This is a genomic window from Pseudohongiella acticola (assembly GCF_001758195.1).
Taxonomy (GTDB): Bacteria; Pseudomonadota; Gammaproteobacteria; order Pseudomonadales; family Pseudohongiellaceae; genus Pseudohongiella; species Pseudohongiella acticola.
In genome coordinates, this window is sequence record NZ_MASR01000002.1 from 333537 (window position 1) to 358470 (window position 24934).

The 24934-nt window shown below is 55.3% G+C and carries 20 protein-coding genes and 1 pseudogene; 13 read left to right on the forward strand and 8 right to left on the reverse strand.

Annotated features, from left to right (window positions below):
• The first annotated feature begins 24 nt into the window (after positions 1–24).
• Together PHACT_RS13820 and PHACT_RS13825 are read left to right on the forward strand one after the other, a co-directional pair.
• Complete coding sequence (locus PHACT_RS13820; protein ID WP_070118854.1) at positions 25–831, forward strand: TlpA disulfide reductase family protein; 807 nt, start codon at positions 25–27, stop codon at positions 829–831.
• 67 nt (positions 832–898) lie between these two features.
• The gene (locus PHACT_RS13825) at positions 899–1480 is read left to right on the forward strand and encodes an HD domain-containing protein (protein ID WP_070118855.1); all 582 of its coding nucleotides are present in this window, start codon (positions 899–901) and stop codon (positions 1478–1480) included.
• Between the two features lie 37 nt (positions 1481–1517).
• On the opposite strand, the gene PHACT_RS13830 is transcribed toward PHACT_RS13825, so the two are convergent.
• On the reverse strand, positions 1518–1721 hold the full coding sequence (locus PHACT_RS13830) for a DUF3185 family protein (protein ID WP_070118856.1): 204 nt from the start codon (positions 1719–1721) through the stop codon (positions 1518–1520).
• A 262-nt stretch (positions 1722–1983) separates the two neighbouring features.
• Between PHACT_RS13830 and PHACT_RS13835 the strand changes: the two genes are divergently transcribed.
• The 6 genes and pseudogenes from PHACT_RS13835 (at position 1984) to dacB (ending at position 11663) form a co-directional block, all read left to right on the forward strand.
• Positions 1984–2364 (forward strand): PA2779 family protein, encoded by a 381-nt coding sequence (locus tag PHACT_RS13835; protein WP_083264652.1) that lies wholly within the window; start codon positions 1984–1986, stop codon positions 2362–2364.
• 19 nt (positions 2365–2383) lie between these two features.
• Positions 2384–3325 carry a PA2778 family cysteine peptidase gene (locus PHACT_RS13840; protein WP_070118857.1) on the forward strand — a complete coding sequence of 314 codons (942 nt, stop codon included), beginning with the start codon at positions 2384–2386 and terminating at the stop codon, positions 3323–3325.
• A 277-nt stretch (positions 3326–3602) separates the two neighbouring features.
• Positions 3603–6323 (forward strand): annotated as a pseudogene (gene uvrA / locus PHACT_RS16815) (excinuclease ABC subunit UvrA); the annotation flags it as partial.
• A gap of 588 nt (positions 6324–6911) precedes the next feature.
• Positions 6912–9119, forward strand: coding sequence for a hypothetical protein (locus PHACT_RS16820; protein WP_449577882.1), 2208 nt, complete (start codon positions 6912–6914; stop codon positions 9117–9119).
• Positions 9120–9182: 63 nt separating this feature from the next.
• Positions 9183–9950: a hypothetical protein gene (locus tag PHACT_RS13850; protein WP_139141585.1), complete on the forward strand. Its 768-nt coding sequence runs from the start codon at positions 9183–9185 to the stop codon at positions 9948–9950.
• A gap of 201 nt (positions 9951–10151) precedes the next feature.
• Entirely contained in the window at positions 10152–11663 is a 1512-nt protein-coding gene (dacB, locus tag PHACT_RS13855; protein WP_083264653.1) for a D-alanyl-D-alanine carboxypeptidase/D-alanyl-D-alanine endopeptidase, read from the forward strand.
• Between the two features lie 30 nt (positions 11664–11693).
• Here dacB and pstB read toward each other — a convergent pair whose 3' ends face one another.
• From pstB to purU, 5 genes are all read right to left on the reverse strand, one after another.
• Entirely contained in the window at positions 11694–12566 is an 873-nt protein-coding gene (gene pstB, locus PHACT_RS13860; RefSeq protein WP_083264654.1) for a phosphate ABC transporter ATP-binding protein PstB, read from the reverse strand.
• Positions 12567–12591: 25 nt separating this feature from the next.
• Positions 12592–14259, reverse strand: a complete 1668-nt coding sequence (pstA, locus tag PHACT_RS13865) for a phosphate ABC transporter permease PstA (protein WP_070118859.1) — start codon at positions 14257–14259, stop codon at positions 12592–12594.
• Positions 14260–14316: 57 nt separating this feature from the next.
• A complete protein-coding gene (locus PHACT_RS13870) occupies positions 14317–16614 on the reverse strand; it encodes an ABC transporter permease subunit (protein ID WP_070118860.1) in 2298 nt (765 codons plus the stop codon).
• 229 nt (positions 16615–16843) lie between these two features.
• Positions 16844–17818 carry a PstS family phosphate ABC transporter substrate-binding protein gene (locus tag PHACT_RS13875; protein ID WP_317622291.1) on the reverse strand — a complete coding sequence of 325 codons (975 nt, stop codon included), beginning with the start codon at positions 17816–17818 and terminating at the stop codon, positions 16844–16846.
• Between the two features lie 123 nt (positions 17819–17941).
• The gene (gene purU / locus PHACT_RS13880) at positions 17942–18811 is read right to left on the reverse strand and encodes a formyltetrahydrofolate deformylase (protein WP_070118940.1); all 870 of its coding nucleotides are present in this window, start codon (positions 18809–18811) and stop codon (positions 17942–17944) included.
• Positions 18812–18989: 178 nt separating this feature from the next.
• On the opposite strand from purU, the gene PHACT_RS13885 reads away from it, so the two are divergent.
• From PHACT_RS13885 to PHACT_RS13905, 5 genes are all read left to right on the forward strand, one after another.
• A complete protein-coding gene (locus PHACT_RS13885; protein ID WP_070118862.1) occupies positions 18990–20030 on the forward strand; it encodes a hypothetical protein in 1041 nt (346 codons plus the stop codon).
• Positions 20031–20130: 100 nt separating this feature from the next.
• Positions 20131–20541: a hypothetical protein gene (locus tag PHACT_RS13890; protein ID WP_070118863.1), complete on the forward strand. Its 411-nt coding sequence runs from the start codon at positions 20131–20133 to the stop codon at positions 20539–20541.
• A 53-nt stretch (positions 20542–20594) separates the two neighbouring features.
• Positions 20595–21014, forward strand: coding sequence for a VOC family protein (locus PHACT_RS13895; protein WP_070118864.1), 420 nt, complete (start codon positions 20595–20597; stop codon positions 21012–21014).
• A gap of 59 nt (positions 21015–21073) precedes the next feature.
• The gene (locus PHACT_RS13900; protein ID WP_070118865.1) at positions 21074–21955 is read left to right on the forward strand and encodes a bifunctional 5,10-methylenetetrahydrofolate dehydrogenase/5,10-methenyltetrahydrofolate cyclohydrolase; all 882 of its coding nucleotides are present in this window, start codon (positions 21074–21076) and stop codon (positions 21953–21955) included.
• A 36-nt stretch (positions 21956–21991) separates the two neighbouring features.
• Positions 21992–23188: an amino acid aminotransferase gene (locus tag PHACT_RS13905; RefSeq protein WP_070118866.1), complete on the forward strand. Its 1197-nt coding sequence runs from the start codon at positions 21992–21994 to the stop codon at positions 23186–23188.
• A gap of 23 nt (positions 23189–23211) precedes the next feature.
• On the opposite strand, the gene PHACT_RS13910 is transcribed toward PHACT_RS13905, so the two are convergent.
• Together PHACT_RS13910 and PHACT_RS13915 are read right to left on the reverse strand one after the other, a co-directional pair.
• Positions 23212–23649, reverse strand: a complete 438-nt coding sequence (locus PHACT_RS13910) for a universal stress protein (protein WP_070118867.1) — start codon at positions 23647–23649, stop codon at positions 23212–23214.
• A gap of 99 nt (positions 23650–23748) precedes the next feature.
• Positions 23749–24828 (reverse strand): 3-deoxy-7-phosphoheptulonate synthase, encoded by a 1080-nt coding sequence (locus PHACT_RS13915; protein ID WP_070118941.1) that lies wholly within the window; start codon positions 24826–24828, stop codon positions 23749–23751.
• Between the last annotated feature and the right edge of the window lie 106 nt (positions 24829–24934).

The window sequence follows — 24934 nt, forward strand, 5'->3', positions numbered from 1 at the left end:
GAAAATACTAGTACGGAAATTGATTTGATCACAGTTGCTGGCCCATTTGCCCTGTCTGCCGAACGCCTGCTGGTACTGGCTGGCTTTGCCGTTGCCGTGCTGGCGGGATGGCTGCTGAGCCGTCGTCGGGGACAAACAATGCCAGTGTCCACAACGCTGACCGGCATGCTGGTGGCGGGATTCATCAGCTCTCGCCTGGCCTTTATACTGTTGTACCTTGATGACTATCTGATCGAGCCCCTCAGTATGCTGGACGTACGTGACGGCGGATTTCATTTCCCAAGCGGTGTGTTGGCAGCAGCGTTGGTTGGCCTTTTTCAGGGCTGGCGCAGTCCGGCCATCCGCAAACCCCTCAGTGTGGCCGTGTTCAGTGGTATAACGATATGGGGCCTGGGGCTCCTCAGCCTGACGCAGCTCCAGCCCGCCCGCCCGATGTTGCCGCCCATCTCACTGACAGCCATGAACGGCGACAGCCTCAACTTGCAGACACTGAACAATCGCCCGATGGTGGTCAATCTGTGGGCTACCTGGTGCCTGCCCTGCCGGCGGGAAATGCCGGTACTGGAGCGCGCGCAGCAACGCGATACCTGGCTCAACTACGTGTTTATCAATCAGGCCGAATCCATTGCCCAGATTGAAAACTACCTGGCAGACGAAGGCTTGGATCTGGACAATGTTCTGCTTGACGTCAGCGCTGTCTCCGGCCGCTTGCTGCAGACCCGGGGCCTGCCCAGCACCTATTTCTTTGACGCCGAAGGCAACATGACAGACGTCCATGTCGGTGAGTTGTCACGGGCAACGCTGAATCAGCAACTGCGCAAATTGCGCTAGTGCATGATAGACTTTTGCATCCAGAACAGACGATTCAGGTAAACGACGTTTCAGGAGCAGGGCCGGCATGAGCGACCAACAGGCTACTTTCAAGAGTTTTCAGGACAGTACCGAACAGGACTGGCAGATTATTGGCAAGGCATTCAAGGGGTTTGCCGGTGAATTACCCACCCGTGTCATCCGTCACCTGAGCCTGCTTGAGGGTGACTGTGGCGGATTTCCGGTTGACCGGCTTGAGCATTGTCTGCAAACCGCGACTCGCGCCTGGGAAGCCGGCGAAGACGAAGAATACGTGGTTGTGGCGCTGCTGCACGATATCGGCGATACCCTGGGTACTTACGATCACGGCGAGGTTGCTGCCGCGATACTGAAACCATTTGTCTCCGAAGCGAATCACTGGTTGCTGCGTCACCATCAGATTTTTCAGGGTTATGACTACTTCCACCACCTGGGCGGCGACCGGGACATGCGGGACAAATACAGGGATTCACCGCATTACGAGTACACGCGGCATTTTTGCGAAGTTTACGATGGCAAAGCCTTCGACCCGGACTACAAATCCAGACCGCTGACGTTTTTTGTGCCCATGGTCGAACGTGTTATGGCCCGGCCCCGTAAAACCATTTTCAATGGCATCAAGGACGTTTAAAGGAACGGGCCACGGTGGCTGCTTAGGTCCGAACGGGTTATTTACGCCCGAACGAATAATATGCCCCCACCACCAGCGCAATCGCACCGCCGATCAGGAACCACATGGTTTCGTCAGTGAAACGCCCGGTCATGGCTTCGGTCAGTTGATCACCCACCGATTGTGTTGACTGCCACCCGAAATACAGCAATATCGCGCCTACCACCAGCAGAATCAATCCTAAAAGCTGTTTGCTTGGCATAACCTGACTCCTGTTCAGTTATTGGTTTTTATTGCCTTGTGATTCCTGTATCACTGACGATAGTAGCACACTCCCCTGATGTGCAATCCAGACAAATTGCGCCGTCCCGTCACCTGACTGCGCAGAACGCTTGTAACTTTAGCAAACGTCACTTAGAGTACCTGATAGTGTCGCATGGACGACGCTTTGCACAGAGGTCACAAACCCTCTATAACGCAAGTTCAGCATGCTGATCATGTTTAACCTAAAAAGGATGCCTTTCATGATAAAAAATCTCAAAAAACCTGTAATGTACACAATGATGGCCGCGTTTTTGGCCGGTGGCATTCATGCCCCTGCGTCTGCGGACATGGTTGACAACAAGCAACTGGCGATGCAGTCAGAACTGCAAATGCAGCGCGACAGCGTCATGAGCCTGATGGCACGTGAAGATGTACAAAGCACCATGATGGCCTATGGTATCAGCGCAAGCGACATTGAAAACCGTATCAACAACCTGACTGAAGCTGAACTGCTGCAGATTCAGGGACAACTTGATCAGCTCCCCGCCGGTGAAGGTGTACTGGGCGCGGTGCTGACCATTCTGCTGATTTTTATCCTGCTTGACCTTGCCGGTGTAACCGACATTTTCCCGGGCGTTTAAGCCTGCAGGCACGAAACGCATGAAACAGCTGCTGTTGAGTCTGTTTAGTATCATCGTACTGGCCTCCTGTGTGACACCGCCACAATCTGCGGCGTTGTTGCGCGAGAGGCCAGCACAATTCAACGATGCTGTTCTTGTACCCGATGTGCCCTTCCATCCACAGGAAGATTACCAGTGCGGTCCCGCCGCACTGGCCACTGTGCTCGGCGCCAGCCAGCTACAGGTAAACCCGGAAGAACTGGTGCCTCTGGTCTATGTGCCAGAACGCCAGGGATCGTTTCAGGTTGAAATGATTGCGGCAGCCCGCAGTTACGGCCGCCTCGCCTATCAATTACCGCCAACGCTACAGGCCATGTTTAGCGAAGTCAGACGTGGTCATCCGGTACTGGTCATGCAGAATCTGGGACTGGATTGGTATCCACAATGGCACTTTGCCGTAGTCAAGGGTTTTGACCTGCAGAAAGGCCTGGTGGTACTCAATTCGGCTCTCACTGAAAACTACCAGGTGTCACTGGCAACATTCGAGCGAACCTGGGCACGAGCCGATCACTGGGCCGTGCTGGTTGTGGAGCCAGGCATTGTGCCGCTGGCAGCAGAGCCGGATCGTTACTTCAACGCGGTTGTCGCCCTGGAAGGCAACAACCCCGTCGAACTGGTCAGCCCGGCTTACCAGAGTGGCCTGACTCGCTGGCCCGACAACAACAATCTACTGATGGGTTATGGCAACCTGCTGTATGGTCAGGGCGATACTGACGGTGCAGCGATTCACTACCAGCGTACGATCAACGCCCACCCCGACTACGCGCCCGCCTACAACAATCTGGCGCAGATACGTCTGCAACAACAGGATCTGGAGCAGGCCATGACATTGGCGGAAAAAGCCATTGAGCTGGGCGGTGACTTCAGTGACAATTACCAGCGAACCCGCCAGCGCATTCAGGCCGCGATCGATAGTCAATGACACCTGTCCGGCTGAACTCATGCCCATTTGCAGCGCCTATTTGGTTAAAGCACCTGGATAGTTGAACCATCTCTTTACTCGAACCACCTATTTATTTAAACCATTCGGGACCCAGACAAAAGTGCCTACAGCGAAGCCAAGTAAAGTGCCTACAGCGAAGCCAAGTAAAGTGCCTACAGCGAAGCGAAGCAAAGTGCCCACAGCAAAGCAAGGTAATGCGCCCACAGCGACGCCCGGTAAAAAGCCCTCCGCGAAGCGACGTGGAAAAACCGCTGCTATCGACGCCATCGTCGTTCGCGGCGCGCGCCAGAACAACCTGAAAAACCTGAGCCTTGAGTTGCCGGTCAACCAGCTTATTGTCATTACCGGTGTCAGCGGCTCTGGCAAGTCAACGCTTGCCTTCGACACCATCTACGCTGAAGGTCAGCGCCGCTATGTGGAAACATTCTCGGCCTACGCAAGACAGTTCCTTGATCGCATGGACAAACCCGCTGTCGACAGCATTGAAGGCATTCCCCCCGCCATTGCCATCGACCAGACCAACCCGGTCAGAACCTCGCGTTCGACCGTTGGCACCATGACCGAGCTGAATGACTACCTGAAACTTGTGTACGCACGTCTGTCGCATTTGCATTGTCCGCAATGCCAGCAGGAAGTTAAACGTGACTCCACGCAGTCCATTGTTGATGCGCTTTATCAGTCAGTTGCGCCGTCCACCCGCCTGCATATCTGCCTGCCGGTTCAGGTGCCTCACAACTTCAGTGACGAAGAGATCATGCAATGGCTGACACAGCAGGGCTACACGCGCATCCAGAACACGGTCGACAATCAGGTCCATGCCATTCAGGATCGCCTGCGCCTGACCCCACAAAACCGGGAACGTCTGGCCGAAGCCGTTGAAACCGCAATGCATCACGGCAGCGGCCATGTGGTGATTTACGCAGCACCGGAGTCCGACTCGGAGAAAGTCACGCGCTTCTCCAGCCGACTGCACTGCGCCGACTGCAACCTTGAGTTTAATGACCCGTCACCCAGCCTGTTCTCGTTTAACTCGCCAATCGGCGCCTGCGAAAGCTGCAAGGGATTTGGTCGCATCATTGGCGTTGATTTTGATCTGGTCATTCCCGACCAGGGCAAAACGCTGCGCGAAGGCGCGGTCAAACCCTGGCAAAGCCCCAGTTACCATGAATGCCAGCTCGACATGGAGAAGGCAGCGCGTAAAAGCAGAGTTCCACTGGACACGCCCTGGCGGGAACTCAGCAAAAAACACCAACAGTGGGTGCTTGAGGGCGAAGGCCCATGGGCAGACGGCGTCTGGTATGGCGTACGGCGGTTCTTTAACTGGCTTGAAGGCCGAGCCTACAAGATGCATATCCGGGTATTGCTGTCGCGTTATCGTGCCTATACCGAGTGCAGTGCCTGTCACGGTGCCAGACTCAAACCGGAAGCGCTTTGGTGGAAACTGGTGCAAACGTCAACGCGCAATAAAAAGCGCTCCGGGCAGCAATACGCCATCCATGAGCTGATGCAGTTACCATTGGCCCAATGTGCGGAATTTGTTGAGCAGCTTGTGTTGCCATCATCACTGGATTCGGCAACTGACCTGTTGATGACCGAAATCCGCTCTCGCCTGAGTTATCTGCTTGATGTCGGACTGGGCTACCTGACGCTTGACCGGCAGTCACGAACCCTGAGCGGTGGTGAAGTGCAACGCATCAACCTGACCACAGCACTGGGTACTTCCCTGGTGAACACGCTGTTTGTGCTCGACGAACCCAGCATCGGCCTGCATACACGCGACATGCAACGCATGGTCGATATATTGCACCGTCTGCGCGATGCCGGTAACTCGTTGATCGTTGTTGAACATGATCCCCAGGTCATGCTGGCGGCAGACCTGATCATCGATATTGGGCCGGGACCGGGAAAAAGTGGTGGCGAAGTACGTTTTATGGGCACACCGGCACAACTGCTGCGCGACCGACATTCGTTGACAGGACAATATCTGCGCGGCGAACGCAATGTTCAGGATCTGCTGCCAGCCGATGCTGCAGGAGGTATACCTGAACCAAGACATATATCCATAAAAGGCGCCAGTGAACACAATTTACGTGAACTTGACATCGACATACCTCTGAATGGTCTGTGCTGTCTGACTGGCGTCAGTGGCTCGGGCAAGTCCACTCTGATGCGTGATGTACTTTACCGTGGTCTGTGCCGTGAGTACGGCATTACCACTGAAGCGCCCGGCCAGCATCAATCCATCACTGGCCATCAGCACCTGGATACCGTGATGCTGGTGGATCAGAGCCCTCTCGGCAAAACCACCCGCTCAATTCCGGCTACTTACGTGGGTGCGTTCGATGTCATCCGCAAACGTTTTGTCAATCAGCCACTGGCAAAAGAACGTGGTTATACACCCGGCATCTTCAGTTTTAACTCGGGCAACGGGCGTTGCCCGGTGTGTGCGGGCAACGGCTTTGAGCACGTGGAGATGCAATTCCTCAGTGACATATACCTGCGCTGCAGCGAATGCAATGGTCGTCGTTACCGCCGCGAAATCCTCGACATTACTCTGCTTGATCCGCGCGATGACACGCGAGCACTTTCCATCGCTGACATACTTGAACTGACTGTCAGTGAAGCACTGACTTTTTTTGCCGAGGATGCTGACGTCGTAAGTTGCCTGCAACCCCTGGTCGATGTTGGCCTGCACTATCTGCAACTGGGCCAGGCGGTGCCGACCCTCAGCGGTGGTGAATCGCAGCGACTGAAACTGGCAGGTCACCTCGCCGACGTCGCTCGCCAGCGAGGCAAACGCAAAAGTACAAAACAGCAGGGCATGCTGTTCCTGTTTGACGAGCCCACCACCGGACTGCATTTCCACGACATCAGCGTGCTCCTGGCAGCATTCCGCAAGTTGATTGATGCGGGCCACTCGCTGCTTGTCATCGAACACAACCTTGACGTCATTCGCAGTGCCGACTGGATTATCGACATTGGCCCCGAAGGTGGCGAGGGTGGCGGCAACGTGGTTGCCGAAGGTCGCCCCGACGATTTTCTCGCCGGCAAACCCGGCCATACCGCTGCAGCGTTGGTACAATACGACGCCGAACAACAGGACAACCGCAAGGCCGGTGCCAGAGCAAATCGCGACAACGCCAAACGCGGCAAATCAGTCAAAGCCGTGCCTGCCATCCAGATCCATCATGCCCGCGAGCACAATCTCAAGAATGTCGATGTCAGCATTCCGTGGAATCAGTTCACCGTTGTTACCGGCGTCAGCGGCAGCGGCAAAAGCACCCTGGCCTTTGATATTGTTTTTGCAGAAGGGCAACGGCGCTACCTGGAGTCGCTGAATGCATACGCCAGACAGTTCGTGCAACCTGCCACACGTCCCGATGTTGATGCCATTCATGGCATTCCCCCTACGGTCGCCATCGAGCAGCGTACCAGTCGCGGCGGCCGCAAGAGCACCGTGGCGACACTGACCGAGATCTATCATTTCCTGCGCCTGATTTTTGTCAAATTGGGAACTCAATACTGCCCGCGCTGTGATGTTGCCATTGAACCACAAAGCCGCGAAATGATTCTGGCGCGATTGATGAAAGACTGGAAAGGTATCGAGATCAACATACTGGCACCCGCTGTTGTCGCCCGGAAGGGTATCTACAAAGAGTTGGCAGCCTGGGCCGTCAGCAAGGGGTTTGCAGAACTGCGTGTTGATGGCGACTACCTGCCTGCCGACAACTGGCCAGTGCTGGACCGTTACAAGGAACACAACATAGAAGTTGTCATTGGTAGCTGTCAGGTAGACGCCCGCCACGAGCAGACACTCACCGCCCTGGTTGACAAGGCACTGGCTGTGGGCAACGGCCTGCTGATGGTGGCAGCAAACAAGACCAGCAAGAAATCGCGCAAAGACAGCCTGTTTTCGACACGGCGAGCCTGCCCTTCATGCGGCGACAGTTTTGATGATCTGGACCCGCGTCTGTTTTCATTCAACTCGCGTCACGGCTGGTGCAAAAGCTGTTTTGGCACCGGCGAAGTGATCGCGCAATTTGATGAAGAACAAACCGGCGAAGAATCCACATGGCTGGACAGTGATCCCGACCTGACAGGAAAGACCTGCAATCAGTGCAAAGGCAGCCGCCTTAACCCGACAGCGCTGGCGGTACGCTTCCAGCAATGGAGCATCGCCGACCTGACTGCACTGTCAGTAGACAAGGCAGACCAGGCATTGGCACAAATACGCCTCGACAAAAAGCAGCAATCCATCGCCCGTGATGTGGTTGTTGAACTCAACAGCCGTCTGGCATTTCTGCAAAAGGTAGGCCTGGGTTATCTGAGCCTGAACCGGGCAGCACCCACACTCAGCGGTGGCGAGGCACAACGTATCCGGCTGGCATCGCAGCTTGGCTCCAACCTGCAGGGTGTGTGTTACATTCTTGACGAACCGACCATCGGTCTTCACGCCCGCGACAATGAATTATTGATCAAAACCCTGCGCGAATTGCAGCAACATGGCAATACCGTGGTTGTGGTAGAACATGACGATGCCACCATGGCCGAAGCAGACTACCTGATTGACGTAGGGCCCGGCGCCGGCATTCTGGGCGGTGAAATTGTGGCATCCGGCACATTTTCTCAAATCAAAAAGAGCAAACGCTCATTGACCGGCCAGTTTCTGGCCAAGCCTCTGCGTCATCCATTGCTGTCACTTCGCGACCAAGAGGCACGAGACCGACTGCCGCCTGTGTCACTGGAAGTCTTGGGCGCGACCCTGAACAACCTGCGCAATATTTCACTAAGCATACCGTTACGACGCCTGGTGACGGTGAGCGGTGTCAGCGGCAGCGGCAAAAGCACCCTGATTCGTTCGGTGATTTATGACAATCTGCGACAGGTACTGGTGCAGAAAGGTAAAAAACGCAAAGCCATCAAGTGGCACGGGTGTGATGACATCAGCGGCTGGCAGGACATTGATTCCATATTGCAGGTCGATCAGACACCTATCGGCAAAACCCCGCGGTCCTGCCCGGCCAGCTACATTGGCATCTGGGATACGATACGAAAACTCTTTGCCGACACAGTTGATGCGCGCTTGCGCGGTTACCTGCCGGGACGATTCTCTTTTAACGTTTCCGGTGGCCGCTGCGAAACCTGTGCCGGCAACGGGATGCAGAAAATTGAAATGAATTTCCTGCCTGATGTCCGGGTTGATTGTGAAGACTGTGGCGGCTGGCGTTTTAATGCTGAAACCCTGACTGTGTTGTACAAAGGCAAACATATCGGCGAAGTGCTGGCCATGAACATCGACCAGGCGGTGGCGTTTTTTGAACCGGTACCTTCCGTGTATCACCCCTTGCGCCTGCTACAGGACGTAGGCCTGGGCTATCTGACCCTGGGTCAGCAAAGTCCGACCCTGAGCGGCGGCGAGGCACAGCGCATCAAACTGGTGGCGGAATTGGCCAAGGCCAAGCCACATCTGAGCCTGCGCGGCAGCAAGCCGCCACACAAACTGTATGTGCTGGATGAACCCACTGTCGGGCTGCACATGGCAGATGTCGAAAAACTGTTGCGGGTACTGCATCGGCTGGTTGACACCGGCAATACCGTGATTGTCATCGAACACAATCTGGACGTCATTGCCGAAGCAGACTGGGTCATTGATATTGGCCCGGAGGGCGGTGAAGCCGGTGGTAAAATTGTGGCACAGGGACCACCGCAAAAAATAGCCCGAAGCAGGAAGTCACATACCGCCCGATTCCTGGCGCCAATGCTGGCAGGTTGAGGAACTGAGACAGCCAAAAAGGCAGTCCAATGGGCATTGCCAGACAGAACAATAAACCAGCCCATGCTCACACCCCTCGCCCGGAATGCGACCACTGCCCAGGACGCCAGACACGAACCCGTGATCTTGTCGGACCTGCTGCTGGACAACGAACCCGACGAGCGGCATTCGCCGGGGCGGCACCGGACCCTGCCCATTACCCTATTGCTCAGCGTGCTCGCGCATCTGGCACTGTTTGGCATAGCCGCGCTGGCCGCAAAACGTGATGGCAGCACCATTGAGCAGGCCGTGCTCCGGCCCAGCATCCAGATCCGCTTTCAGCAACCACCGCCGACCACTGAAGCCGAGTCACCGGCAGATTCGGTGGACGCAACAACCCCGACTGAGCCCGCCCCACCTTCAGCCGCTCCCCCCAGTCTTGCACCCACTGAAACTATTGCCGGAGAGCCGCAACGCGATGAACCTGCCGGGAATCCGGATCTGCCACCCACTTCGACGCAACCAGTGCCACTGCCATCACTGAACGACCTGCGCACGGCAGCCAGGAATCGCGCCGAACAGGATCGCCGGAGCCGCGGTACCCACCCGGATTGCCTGGCACGCGAACGCCGCAGTGGCTTTGTCGACTGCGAGGAGGGTCAGAATCATGACTTTGCCAGCGCCGACGTTAATGCAACCTACGATTCCCTGAGCGCCACTCTGTCCGCCCAACCTGATCAGGGTCTGACACCACCATCGTTTACACGCGCCCGTGTGAAGGCAGCACTCGATATGTTCGACGCCCAACTGGGCACGACAAAAGTGAAAAAGAGCATTATGGAGGTGCAGTAAACTTGACTATTCTCAGTTTCAGGGTTGCATCAGCTGAGGGCCGGGCGGTGGCACATGGTGGCTTGAGGGGCGTATGCGACCCTTGGACGGTCGCATCCGAGCCCCCCAGGGACGGGTTCATGGGCGTCCCCGAGAGCCACTATGCGCCACCGCCCGGTCCGGCCTTCAGGCATTTAGTCTAACAAGAAGCCCTTGACGACAATGCTCACGTCAGCGACAGTGCTTACCGTCAACAACCACAAAGAACAGCCCGACATGCATTTCAACAGCATCCACAAAGCCGCCATCCTGGTTGCCGCGCTCCTCACCCAGAGCGTACTGCCACATCTGGCCACCGCACAGGACATCGGCGATATTCCACCGGAAATTCGAATAATCACCAACGGCCATAATTTCCCGGCCGATGCCTACACCCTGCTGGTTCAGGAGGTGGGCAACCCGACACCCGTGCTTGCCATCAATACCGACCAACCGATGAACCCCGCATCCACCATCAAAACACTGACTACCCTCGCCGGACTCGAAGTGCTTGGCAGCGACTACACCTGGAAAACCGAAGTGTATGCATTGGGTCCTGTCAGTGACGGTACTCTGCAGGGCGATCTGCTGATCAGAGGCGGCGCCGACCCGTTTCTGGTAGAAGAACATGTGCGCAGCATGTTAAAAATTCTGCGGCGCCGGGGCGTGCAACACATCACCGGCGACCTGATTCTGGATAACAGTCTGTTCGATACAACGATGCTGGCCGGCAGCCCGGTCGACAATCAGTCAGGGCGGGCCTACAACGTCGCGCCTGAAGCATTGCTTTTCAACTTTCAGGTCGTCAACTTTTTCTTCTACCCTCACACCAACGGCCGCGATGTAATTGTTCGCAGCGACCCCGCCTTGCCCAATCTGCGCATCGACAACCGCTTACGGCAGCGCGACGGCACCTGTACCGGTTATCAGCGCGGCATCAGTTTCAGCGAAAACTCTGAAAACAACACGGTCACATTCAGTGGTGAGCACCCCAGCCGATGTGGCGAATACAGTATGACGCGGGCCGTGTTAGATCCGGCACAGTACAACTATGGCCTGTTTCAGGCCCTATGGCGGGAACTGGGCGGCGAGTTTGACGGACAACTCCGTCAGGGCAGCCTGGACAGCCTCGCCACAGCCGACGCCACGCCATTTGTGGTCTGGCAATCACCACCACTTGGCGACATCATCAAGTCCATCAATAAATTCAGTAACAATATGATGACGCGTCAACTGCTGCTGACGCTGGGTCTTCAGCACGCCGGCGTACCTGCATCCATCGACAAAGGGATTGAGGCGGTGCAGCAATACCTGGACGGCGTCGGCATTGATCGCAGCGCTCTGGTGATGACAAATGGCTCCGGATTGAGTCGCGACACCACGCTGACCGCCGACATGCTCGGGGCTGTATTACAACGTGGCTATCAGATTCCAACCATGCCTGAATTTGTTGCCTCCTTGCCGTTGGCCGGCATCGACGGCACCATGCGTAACAGGATGACAAGCGGGGATGGCCACGCCAGCAGCCATATTAAAACCGGCTCACTGAATGACGTGGCCGGCATCGCGGGATATGTCCATGCCCGTTCCGGCAAACATTATGTGGTGGTGGCGCTGGTCAACCATGCCCAGGCACACGCCGGTCCCGGGCAGGAACTCGGCGATGCTTTACTGGGATGGGTGTGGCAGCACTAGATCAGGCCGGCTGAAACTCAGTAACCAGACCTAGCCATAACGACCAGTAATGTAATCTTCGGTCTGTTTCTTGGAAGGATTGGTAAACAGAGTGTCCGTATCACCGTACTCTACCAGATTACCCATGTACATGAATGCCGTGTAATCCGACACCCGGGCCGCCTGCTGCATGTTATGCGTCACGATGATGATGGTATAGTCACGCTTCAGCTCGTTGATAAGCTCTTCAATCTTCAGCGTTGAAATCGGATCCAGCGCCGATGCCGGTTCATCCAGCAATATCACTTCAGGTTCAATGGCAATCGCCCGGGCAATGACCAGACGTTGCTGCTGACCACCCGACATGCCAAAGGCATTGTCCTGCAGTCGATCCTTGACTTCGTCCCACAACGCAGCCGCGCGCAGTGACTTTTCGACAACTTCATCAAGCACCCGACGCGAACTGACACCCTGCAGACGCAAGCCGTAAGCCACGTTCTCATAGATACTTTTGGGAAAGGGGTTGGGCTTCTGAAACACCATGCCCACGCTGCGCCGCAGCTCTGCGACATCGACGTCACGATCATAAATGTTTTTGCCATCCATGATGATTTCGCCTTCAATGCGGCAAATATCCACGAGATCGTTCATGCGATTAAAACAACGCAGCAGTGTTGACTTGCCACAGCCCGACGGACCGATAAACGCGGTTACACGTTTTTCCGGCACAATCAATTTGATATCCCTGAGTGCCTGATCGTTACCGTAATAAAGATTGAGGTTATTGACCTCAATCTTGGACGTCTCATCTTCCAGGGCAAGCGCCTCGCGATCGGCAACTTTGCGCGCGCCGGCCGCCGAGATCGTCGGGCGATCCTGAGCGGCAGTTGTTCCGGAATTACTGTTGGCAGTCTGAGTTGTCATCGTGCGTTACTCTTCCTTTAATTGTTTAATCACCGGCGCTGCGATAGCGCTCGCGCAAATGGTTACGAATGCTGATGGCTGTCAGGTTCAGGATCACAATCAGCATGACCAGGACCAGTGCGGTGGCGTAAACCAGCGGGCGGGCAGCCTCGACATTGGGGCTCTGGAACCCGACATCGTAAATGTGGAAACCCAGATGCATGATTTTTCTTTCCAGGTGAATGTACGGGAAAGTACCATCAACCGGCAAGGTCGGCGCCAATTTGACCACGCCTACCAGCATCAATGGTGCAACCTCGCCGGCTGCGCGGGCTATCGCCAGAATCAGTCCGGTCATCATGGCCGGCGTTGCCAGCGGCACAATCACCTTCCACAGGGTCTCGGATTTGGTGGCCCCCAATGCCAGGCTACCCTGACGAATAGTACTGGGAATCCGCGCCAGCCCTTCTTCGGTCGATACAATGACAATGGGCAGCGTTAACAGCGCCAGCGTCAGGGATGCCCAGAACAGGCCGGGCGTGCCAAAGGTCGGTGCCGGCAACGAAGCTTGATAGAACAGTTCGTCGATATTGCCGCCCAGAAAGTAGACAAAGAAACCCAGACCAAACACACCATAGACAATCGAAGGAACACCCGCCAGATTGTAAACCGAGATCCGGATAATGCGGGTCATGGTGCCCTGCCTGGCGTATTCACGCAAATAGATCGCTGCCAGAATACCAAAGGGCGTAACAATAATGGACATCACCATCACCATGATGACGGTACCAAAGATGGCCGGGAAGATGCCGCCCTCTGTGTTAGCCTCTCGCGGTTCATCACTCATGAATTCCCACAGACGCTCGACATACTGAATCATTTTTGCGAATACAGACATCGCATTGGGCGCGGTCACCCGAACAATGGTCGCCAGGGTAATATCGACTTCGGTACCATCAGCGGTCTGCATACGCAGTGTATCCCGCCGGGTGCTCTGATAGATGGCGTCGAGCTCCGTACGCAACACGGCATAATCGGCGTCAAACTGCGCAGCCGCTGCTTCAATTCTTGCACGTTCCTGCGCTTCCACGTCAGCCGGCGGCGGATTCAGCTCAAGGTTGCGTTCGTCCAGACGCAGACGCTCGATACCGGTATTGATACGACCGATTTCGCCGCGCTCCAGACGCCGGATTTCCCTGAACAGTTCCAGGCTGCGGTCAACGGATGCCTGCAGCTCTGACCAGAAGTCAGCATCATCAGGCATGGCAATGATTTCGCCATCACGCAGCAGCGCCTGTGGCTGCCCATAGAAGTTGCCCCATTCACGACGCTCAATGACAAACGCATCGTCAGGGTACTGCCAGGGTGACATGCCCAACTCCAGAAACCAGACAAAATCACGTCCGGTCTGGTCACGGTTGCCCAGTTTAAACAGATGGCGAGTCAAAAGTTCGATGTCATCGGGGACGCTTTCGCCCGAATCCCGTGCCACGGCCGCACTGACAGATTCGCTGCGCACCAGCTCACCCATAATGGAGCTCTGCTCTCCCTCGGCGCGACTAATATCTATCACGGCCACGTCTGAAGGCCAGAAATGGCTGAATCCCCTGACCGCAATCAGGCCTATCAGCCCAATCACCATGATCATGCACATGGCAACCGCGCCGCCATTGAGCCAGATCCAGGGAGTACCACTTTTAAACCATTGTCTCATGCCATTTTCTCTCTACATTCGGCCGTTGCTGTTGATTCCGCACACTTGCCGTAAGGCTTACAGATTACTGTAGCGTTGTCGCAATCGTTGCCTGATGATTTCAGCAATCGTGTTTACAATAAATGTCAGCGCCAGCAGCACCAGCGCCGCCAGGAACAATACCCGGAAGTGTGACGAGCCCACGGCGGTTTCCGGCAGTTCCACGGCGATATTGGCCGACAGCGTGCGCATGCCTTCAAAGATATTAAAGTTCACCACCGGACTGTTACCGGTGGCCATCAGCACAATCATGGTCTCGCCAACAGCCCGGCCAAAGCCCATCATCACGGCCGAAAAGATACCCGGACTGGCAGTCGGCAAAACCACCCCTATCACGGTCTGCCAGCGCGTTGCACCCAGCGCCAGCGACCCCTGTGTCAGGTGCCGGGGCACCGTGAACACGGCATCCTCGGCGATCGAAAAAATGGTTGGAATGACAGCAAAGCCCATGGCAATGCCCACAATCAGGGCGTTGCGCTGATCATAGGTAATGCCGATATTTGTGAACCATTGCCGCATGCTGCCATCAAAGAACCATATTTCCACCCAGGGGCTGGCCTGGATACACACAGTGCCGAACAGCAAAATCAACGGCACCATCAGGGCCGCTTCCCAGCCGTCGGGTACACGGTTGCGTATGGAGCCTGGCAGCAGGCCCCACAGGTAGGCAAACAACAGCATCATGACCGGCATCAAAAAGAAGAAACTGAACACCGCAGGCAGATGATTTTCAACAAAAGGCGCCAGCCACAACCCCGCGAGGAAGCCCAGAATGACGGTGGGCAACGCTTCCATAATTTCAATGCTGGGCTTGACCACGCCGCGTAGCTTGGGTGTCATGAAATAGGCGGTGTAGATTGCCCCGGCAATGGCCAGCGGCATGGCGAACAGCATCGCGTAAAACGCCGCCTTCAAAGTACCAATGGTCAGTGGTGTCAGACTGAATTTGGATTCGAATTCGTCAGACCCTGATGATGACTGCCAGATATATTCGGGATCAGCACGACCTTCGTACCACACCTTGTTCCACATGGCGGCCCAGGACAACTGCGGATGCTCGTTCCACAAATCAGCATTGGTTACCTGACCCTGCTCGCTCAGCCATAACAGGCCGGTATTGATCTGGGAGATGGCCACCTGTTGCAGCGGCTGCTCGGTGACAGATTCCATGAACAGCGTTCGTGCCGAGGTCGCGTAGTGGATACCAAGTTGGCCGCTGGCATCAACGGCAACAAATCCTTTACGCGTGTATTCCGGCGCGATCGAAGTAATCGCGGCATCGTGAGAATTGAACTGACGGATCTCTTCCAGCCGGTATTGGTTCTGCTCGTTACGAACCAGAAACCATTGACTCAGGTCACCCTGCTCGGTACCAAACACGATGGAAACAGCACCCACCAGAAATTCAGCGGCGGTCACCTGAGTGCCAGCACCCACATCAACAGACTGCACCAGCCGTGCCTGCGCCGGCGTTGAAATATCGTAGTAGTGAACGAAACCACTTTCATCGAGCACAAACAGGTTGCGCAGGGATTTGTCGAGCAGCAGCTTTTGTGCCCGGCCCGGGAAAGGCGGCAGAGTGTGCACGCTGTTATTAACCTGAACAGCACCGGTCAACAGATTGGTACGTGTTGTCATATTGGCGAGTAGCAGGCGGCCATCTTCGGTTACCGCCGCCACCGCTGTGCCACCAACACCACGTTGCATGTTTTCAACAGCGAGCACCCGTAATGCACGACCCTGTTCGTCAATCTGGATAGGCGTCTCGCCCAGCGGGTACTGCATTTGCGGGGTGATCATTCTTTCGTCATCGGGAAAGCTGATCTGATAATCGTGGCGGGCAACAATGGCCTCACCGTTGCTGAGGCCATATACCATGGTATTGGAGATGGATTCAGCGGACCCAAAGCTGGTTACACTGGCCGAGTCAGGTACCGGCATGGCAAAACGTTGCGTCTCGGCACCGGTATTGGCATTAAAGAATATCGCTTCGCCGCGATCTGTGTACTGGATGCCGAGTTCTTCATATCGGTCCAGCAACAGCAGATAGGTTTGTGAGCGACTGTCGGGAATACTGTAATTGACCTGCGGAGTCACCGCGGCGCCACGCAGAATAGGGGCTACTTCGTAAAACAGATAGATAAAAATGGTCGCCAGTGCCAGTACTACGCCGTAACCCGCGGCGGTAATGCCCCAGCGTGACATTTTATCGCGCCGCATGCGTTTCTTGCGCAACGCCTGACGTCGGGCATGATCGGGCAGCAGACTTTTGCTGCTCTTGCCCGGGGCAGGTAAATCTGGGGAAATGTCGGTCATTGGTCAGCTTTGTCCTGGCTTCTTGTGTGGGCCGTTTCAGGATCTGGGGTCTGATTCGGCAGTCAACCATCAATGTCGACGCGAATGATATCAGCTCTGTATGACGCTTTTGTGACAAAGCTGTCTTATTTCCCGAAAAGTCGACATCCTTGTCGATACATCTTCCCAGGGGAGAGTCTGCAGATTAGCTCATCTGCATGACATCATCATGACAGCCTGACTCATCCCTTTATTCAATCCCCAGCTCACCCAGTATCCGGTTAGTCAGAACCGCTGGCAATGTGACAAAACCATCACGATCGACCACTTCCTGACCAAGTTTGCTGTATATCATTTTGACGAATTCACGCGTCATCGGATCCAGGTCACGATTTGGGTGTTTGTTAATATAGACAAACAGGTATCGGGCCAGAGGATAGTCACCACTGGCGGCATTCTCCGGCGTCGCCTCAAAGACTTCACCGCCTTCAGTGGCTGCCAACGGCACCACGCGGACCCCGGACGTGCGATAGCCAATACCAGAGTAGCCGATACCGTTGATCGACTCGGTCACGCCCTGCACAACCGACGACGAACCTGGTTGTTCATTGATACTGGATTTGAAATCACCGCCACACATGGCGTTGTCTTTGAAGAAACCGTAGGTACCGGAGACCGCATTACGGCTATAGAGCGCAAAGTCGCGATTCTGCCAGTCGCCGTCAAGGCCCAGTTCGCCCCAGCGGGTGACGTCCTGGCTGTAGCCACAACGACGGGTTGCTGAAAATATGGCATCAACTTCCGGCAGGCTCAGGCTTTCAATGGGGTTGTCACGATTGACGTAGACCGCCAGCATGTCCACAGCGACCGGCAGTTCCGTCGGCGGGTAGCCGAAGCGTTCTTCAAACTGCTGAATCTCTGACTGACGCATACCCCGGCTCATTGGCGCCAGCATGGCAGTGCTCTCGGTCAGCGCTGGCGGCGCTGTTGAAGAACCGGCGCCCTGAATCTGGACATTAACGTTAGGGTAAAGCTTGTTGAACTCTTCAGCCCACAAGGTCATCAGATTATTGAGCGTGTCGGAACCGATGCTGGACAGGTTACCGGATATACCGGAGACACGGTTGTAATCGGGCAGAGCCGGATCCACGTCGGCAGCGACGTGGGCACACAGCGACAGGGAGCCAGCGGCAGCAACAGCAGCTAAAGCGTGTTTAAGTTTCAACATCGGTTCGGTCTCCTTCAGGGCAACAAAAATGGTTCAGTGAACATGTGCGTCACTATAACCACGATATATGACATCTTTGTGACAAAGCTGTAATACACGCCCGGAGCCGACGTCGATACCTTATTTAAATACCACCGTTTTATTGCCGTTTATGATGATGCGGTGCTCACAATGCCACTTCAGGGCGCGGGCAAACGCTGCACACTCGGCGTCGCGACCAATCTGTATTAATTCATCAATATCGAAGTTGTGATCAATACGTTCTACCGCCTGTTCGATAATGGGTCCCTCGTCCAGATCTGTGGTCACATAGTGCGCCGTGGCCCCGATGATCTTGACGCCACGCATATAGGCCTGGCGGTAAGGATTGGCGCCTTTGAAGCCAGGCAGGAAGGAATGATGAATATTGATGGTACGCCCGGCCATGATTTCACACATGCGCGGTGACAGTATCTGCATATAGCGCGCCAGTGCCAGCACATCAACCTGTTTGCTGCTGACGATATCAAGCATCGCGTCTTCCTGCGCAGATTTGGTCTCGGGTGTCAGTGGCAGGTGAAAATAATCCAGCCCATACCATTCGGTGATCCCGCGCATGTCCTCATGGTTGGACACAACACCAACGACCTCTGCCGGCAGACCACCGCTGCTCCAGCGGTGCAGTATATCGTTCAGACAATGTCCGTGCCGCGACACGGCCAGCAGCAACCGGGGGCGTCTGCTCAAGTCGAAAAAATTCCATTTCATTAAAAACTGGCTGGCAATGTCAGCAAAATCTTCGTCCAGTTTATCGGTTGCCGGCAGGTGCGCGTCCACCTCTTCAAACTCCACCCGCATGAAAAAACGGTCGATGACCGGATCACGATGTTGGGCGGCCTCACTGATCGTCGCGCCGCGTTCGAACAGGAAGTCGCTGACTGCACGAACAATACCATTCGCTTCCGGGCAGGAAACGGTCAGAACATATTTGCTTTTGCTATCTGCTGTCATAAATTCCGTTTTTCCAAAGTTAGGCGCATCGCCCATTTGCCAAAGCCGGATGGTAGCATTTTTCCGACGCCGGTTAACCCTGCCCCCCGATCAGGGGGTGCCCGCAGACTGACGATTGCCCTACTCTATCGCCGTGGAATGACCCTCAACTAGTCAATATGGCAATGGAGCAAGTGAGATGGCAATTTTTAATAAAACGCTGCGGCGGGTACTGGCCCCCTGCATTGCAGGTGCCCTGATGATAGGCAGCAGCGCAGTTCTGGCGCAGTCAACATCAATCCCGGCATCCCTGGAAGGAACCTATTCATTGACCTTTGCGTCGACTCAAAGCGGTGCACCTCTGGCAAACGGCACCACCATCGACATGGTCATCGCCGCTGGCGGCACCATCTGCATCGCCGATCTGGTCCTGAGCAGCCCGACTGTAACAGGCTCGGAAGCGGTCTGGAGCATCGCTGACCTCGGCGTCAAACTGGCCGTGTCAAATGTAAGCTCAGGCAGTTTTACCGGCGCCACTGTCCTGTCTAATGCGGATGTTCAACTGGGCCAGTTCACCGGATCCAAGACCAGTAACGCTACCAGCTGTTCACTGCTGGGCGGGACACCGCCAGACATGAGCCAGGTCAGCACGCTGATTGCCAAGGCAGAAGAACTGTATGCAGATCTGTTCCCCAATACCACAGCGAACACGGCGTTTTTCACGGAAGGCGGTTATGTTTACCGTTTCTACGCCAGCACAGGCATCTACATCGGCATTAAGGATAATACCGTTTATGTTCAGGGCGGCGCGTTTGGTAACGGGGACCCAGTAACAATCGGCACCATCGCCAATACGCTGGCCGAGCTGACCGGTCAACCAGTGACCCCAATTGAAGAGCCCAATACAGGCATTCCGGGTGGTGACTACAAGCTGACCATTGCCGGAACGGTATCAACTAGCGGCGTCGCTACACCGTTCACCTTCGAAATCGACAGCATTCAGGCACCGGGTGACAATGAAGTCGACAACCTGGAAGAAGATGTCAAAAAGGCACTGAAAGATGCTGAAGGTGTGGATGCCAGCACGTTCAGCGATTTCCAGATCAGTGAAGCCAGTGTCAGCAGCGACCGGGTTTTCTATCGGGCCAGGTTTAATTCCACCACCACCACGCAAACCGTGATCGGACCTATCACGACAAACGTGGCTTATAACCTGACCTTTGAATACCTGAAGAAATAACCAGTCCCCGGGGTATGCGCCCCGGGATAAAAAAAGGGGGTTGTTGTCGACTGGCAACAACCCCCTTTTTTTATCCCTGAACGCGCGTTATGCTAGCTCGATGAACTTCAAACTCAAACGCCATACCCTGACGCTGTGCTTCGGCATGTTTATCTCTGCGCTGCTCAGCATCAACGCAGTTGCACAAGACCTCAACGGGCGCTGGCAGGGCTCGCTGGTGTCCGCGCAATATGATCCCATCACGATAGTTTTTAATTTTCAGCAGGCCGACAGTGACACCACGCCTACTGGCACGCTCGACATTCCGAGCCAGTTCCGCACCGGGCTGCCTATCGACAGCATCCGCATTCGCGATCAACAGATCACCGTCAGCATGCGCAGCATACAGGCGGAATACTATGGCACGCTGGTGCTGGCAGACAACGGCGACGTTGTTGCCATCGAAGGCGACTGGAACCAGTCGGGTGAATACGTCCCCTTGCGCCTCGAAGCCGCGACAGATCCTCAGTAGCAACGACCCTAAGCCGTCAATGAACACAGACGCGTTACACTCGGGAGTGAGTTATGAAATACCTGCACACCATGGTTCGTGTCAGCGACCTGGACGCATCCCTGGACTTTTATTGCAACAAGCTGGGCCTCAGGGAGGTGAGCCGTCGGGACAATGAACAGGGGCGTTTCACCCTGGTTTTTCTGGCTGCCGAAGGCGATGAGGATGCCCAGATTGAGCTGACCTGGAACTGGGATCCGGAAAGTTATGGCGAAGGTCGCAACTTCGGTCACCTGGCGTACCGCGTTGAAAACATCTATGAACTCTGTGCCGAACTGCAAAGCCAGGGTGTCACCATCAACCGACCGCCACGCGATGGCCGAATGGCGTTTATCCGTTCACCAGACAATATTTCCATCGAGCTCCTGCAAGCCGGTGATCCCCTGCCAGCGCAGGAGCCCTGGCTGAGCATGCCCAATACCGGCAAATGGTAGCTTGAGCCGTTGCCAGCGCTCGTTTATGATTGCCTGCTTTACGCAACCGGGGGCCCATCATGCAACTTCTCAATGGAAAACAGACAGCGGAGACGCTTAAAGCGCAGATAGCAGAGCAGGTTGATGAACTCCGGGCCCGGGGTGGCAAAATTCCTCATCTGGCGGCTGTTCTGGTGGGCAGTGATGGCGCCAGCGAAACCTACGTCAATAATAAAGTACTGGCCTGCGAGCGCGTCGGGTTCAAGTCCACGCTAATACGTCTGGACAGCGATGTCAGTGAAGACGCCCTCCTCGCCGAAATCAACAAACTTAATCAGAATGCCGATATTGACGGATTTATCGTGCAACTGCCCCTGCCCGAGCACATCAACGAAACACGGGTGACACTGGCGATCGATCCGGCCAAAGACGTTGACGGCTTCTGCCCGGCCAATGTCGGCCGACTGTGTCTGGGGCTGCCGACGTTTGTCTCGGCAACACCCAATGGCATCATGGAGCTGTTGCGCCATCACAACATAGAAACCGAAGGCAAACATTGCGTGGTGATCGGTCGCAGTAATATTGTTGGCACCCCCATGTCCTTGCTGATGTCACGTAACACCAATCCGGGTAATAGTACCGTGACCCTGGTCCACAGCCGCACCAAAGACATGGCTGCGATCTGCCGCAGCGCCGACATTCTGATCGTCGCCATTGGCAAGGCAGAATTTGTTGGGGCGGATATGGTCAAAGACGGCGCCGTGGTCATCGACGTTGGTATCACCCGATTGCCCGACGCAAACACCAAGAGCGGCTACCGCCTTGCCGGTGACGTCGATTTTGCCGCCGTCAAAGACAAGTGCAGCTGGATTACACCCGTGCCCGGCGGCGTCGGACCCATGACCATTGTCTCGTTGTTACAGAATACCCTGAAAGCACAAACCCTGCGCCAGCAATTTTGATGACCAAAAACAACCTTCTTGAACAGGAATGTCCACATGTTTGACAGCCTCAACCCGCTACCAGCCGACCCCATTCTGGGGCTGATGGCGGCGCACCGAAGTGACAGCAACCCACGTAAGATTGACCTGGGTGTGGGCGTATACAAAGATGAGCAGGGTAATACCCCAGTCATGCGGGCGGTCAAAAGCGCGGAAGCCAGATTATTGGCAGACCAGACCAGCAAGAGCTATGTCTCACCTGCCGGCCTGGCGACATTCAATACGCTGATTGCGTCACTGGTGCTGGGTGACGAGCTGACAAAGACGCTGGGCGATCGTCGGGTGACCTTTCAGACACCGGGTGGCTGCGGCGGCCTGCGCCTGGCTGCGGAATTTATCCAGAAAGTCAGACCCGCCAGCAAAATTCTGGTCAGCGACCCAACCTGGGCCAATCACGTACCCTTGCTGGGAGAGGCTGGCCTGCAAATAGAGACCTACCCCTACTACGACCACAAAAACCACGGTATCCGTTTCGATGCCATGATGGAGCGACTCAGCAAAGCCGCTGCCGGCGACCTGGTGCTACTGCATGGCTGCTGCCACAACCCATGTGGCGCTGACCTCAGCAATGAGCAATGGCAGGCCGTGGCTGAGCTGGCACAGACCAACGGTTTTACGCCGTTCATTGACCTGGCATACCAGGGCCTTGGTGACGGCCTGGCCGAAGACAGTTATGGGGTACGTTTGCTGGCAGAGAAACTGCCAGAATTGATTGTGGTGAGTTCCTGTTCCAAGAATTTTGGACTCTACCGCGAACGAACAGGCTCCTTGACCGTTATTGCAGGCAGCTCCGAGGCCGCGCGGGCGTCAGCCAGTCAGATTGCAGCTACGGCACGGGCCATCTATTCCATGCCGCCGGATCATGGCGCCAGCGTGGTTGCCGAGATTCTGGCCGATGACACATTGAACAGTGACTGGGAGCTGGAACTGACGGAAGTACGCGAACGTATAAATGGCCTGCGCTCTGCTTTGGTGACCGAACTGGACAGACAGGGCATTGATCGCGATTTCAGTTTTATCGAACAGGAAAAAGGCATGTTCTCGTTCCTGGGCCTGAGCGTAGATCAGGTGCAAACCCTGATTAACCAGTACAGTATTTACCTGGTTGATTCGAGCCGCATCAATATCGCCGGCATCAATAGCAGTAATATTGAATACCTGGCTCAGAGCATCGCCGAGGCAGTCAAGCGCTGAGCCTGACTGCCACCGGTCTGCGTTCAGACGCGAATGGTCAGTACATCACATTCGATGCCGTGTAACACCGCGTTGGCCGTGGAACCCAGCACTGCGCGCACCGGGCTGTGACCATGACTGCCAATAACCAGCAGATCGGTCCCCAGCTGTTCGCACAGCTTCTTGATTTCACTGGCCGGCTTACCGCGCAGAAAATGTAATTGCTGTGTCGGCACTGACGGCGATACAGCGGCCATTTTGGCGCGCATTTGAGTGGCAACCTGTTCCTGATGTTGCTTCTGTACTTTTTCGAAATCTGCCATATTGAGTTCGAAGGAATATCCGCCCACCAACGGCTCAAAGACCATCACAACATCCAGCTGGGCATGGTTGTCAGCGGCCATGCTCAATGCCCGGGTGATGATTTTGTCGGACTCTTCCGAGCCATCAACTGCGACAAGAACCTTTTTGTAATCCGTCATAATTGACTCTCCTTTTATCTGAAATCGGTTTCAGGTCACTTCATCTTAGTCAATTGGCATGGTTCCGGCAATATCGCACCCCATGGCGGATGGCGGAGATCAACCGCGCTTTCTGGTCGGCAACACCGATCGCAGCCGCGACGCCATCTCACGCAGCGCCACTTCCGTTGTCGGCCAGTCAATACAGGCATCAGTGATCGAGACTCCGTACTGAATCTCTTCCAGATCGTCCGGTATGGGCTGATTGCCGGCATGAATGTTACTCTCCAGCATGACACCTACGATTGAATTATTGCCCGCTTCAATCTGTGCTGTCACATCCTGCAGCACATCCAGTTGTTTTTCGTATTGTTTGCGTGAGTTGCCGTGGCTGCAGTCAATCATGATATTTTCGGCAATGGAGGCCTTTCGCAACTCTTGTTCACAGGCTGCGACAAAACTGGTTTCAAAATTGGGTTCTTTGCCGCCACGCAGGATGACATGGCAGTGCGGGTTACCGGAGGTCCGGAAGGCGGCCACTTTGCCCTCTTCAGTGACGCTGATGAAGGTGTTGATCGCCGACGCCGCACGAATGGCATTGACCGCCACTGACAGGCTGCCGTCCACATTGTTTTTGAAACCGACCGCCGACGAGATACCGCTGGCCAGCTTACGATGGGTCGGCGACTCCGTGGTGCGCGCTCCCACTGCAGTCCAGCTGACCAGGTCCTGCAGATACTGGGGTGAAATCAGGTCCAGCGCTTCCACCGCTATCGGTAAACCCAGCGCATTGATGTCGAGCATGAGCTGGCGGCCAATGCGCAAGCCATGTTCAATGCGATGGCTGCCATCCAGGTGCGGGTCGTAGATCAGCCCTTCCCAGCCGACGGTGGTGCGGGGCTTTTCAAAATACACGCGCATGACAATCAACAGCGTGTCTTTCAGTTCATCTGCCAACGGTTTAAGCAGACGGGCATAGTCCATCGCCACAGCAGTATCGTGTATGGAACAGGGACCCACAACAACGACCAGCCGGCTGTCTTTGCCATCCAGAATGCCTTTGACGCCGCGGTGGCCGCCCAGCACGGTTTCCAGGGCATCGCCTGTTAACGGCATCTCCCGCTTCAGTTGCGTCGGCTGAGGCAGCTCTTCGGCAGAAATAATGTGAAAATTATCAACTTCGTGTTTTGTTTTGGGCATTTTTATCAACTCACTCATTTTTCTTAGCTCACTCATTTCTCTCAGCTCGCTAAACGGTCAGATTCTGTCGCCTGTTATACATTTATTCTGACAACAGCGAAAGCGG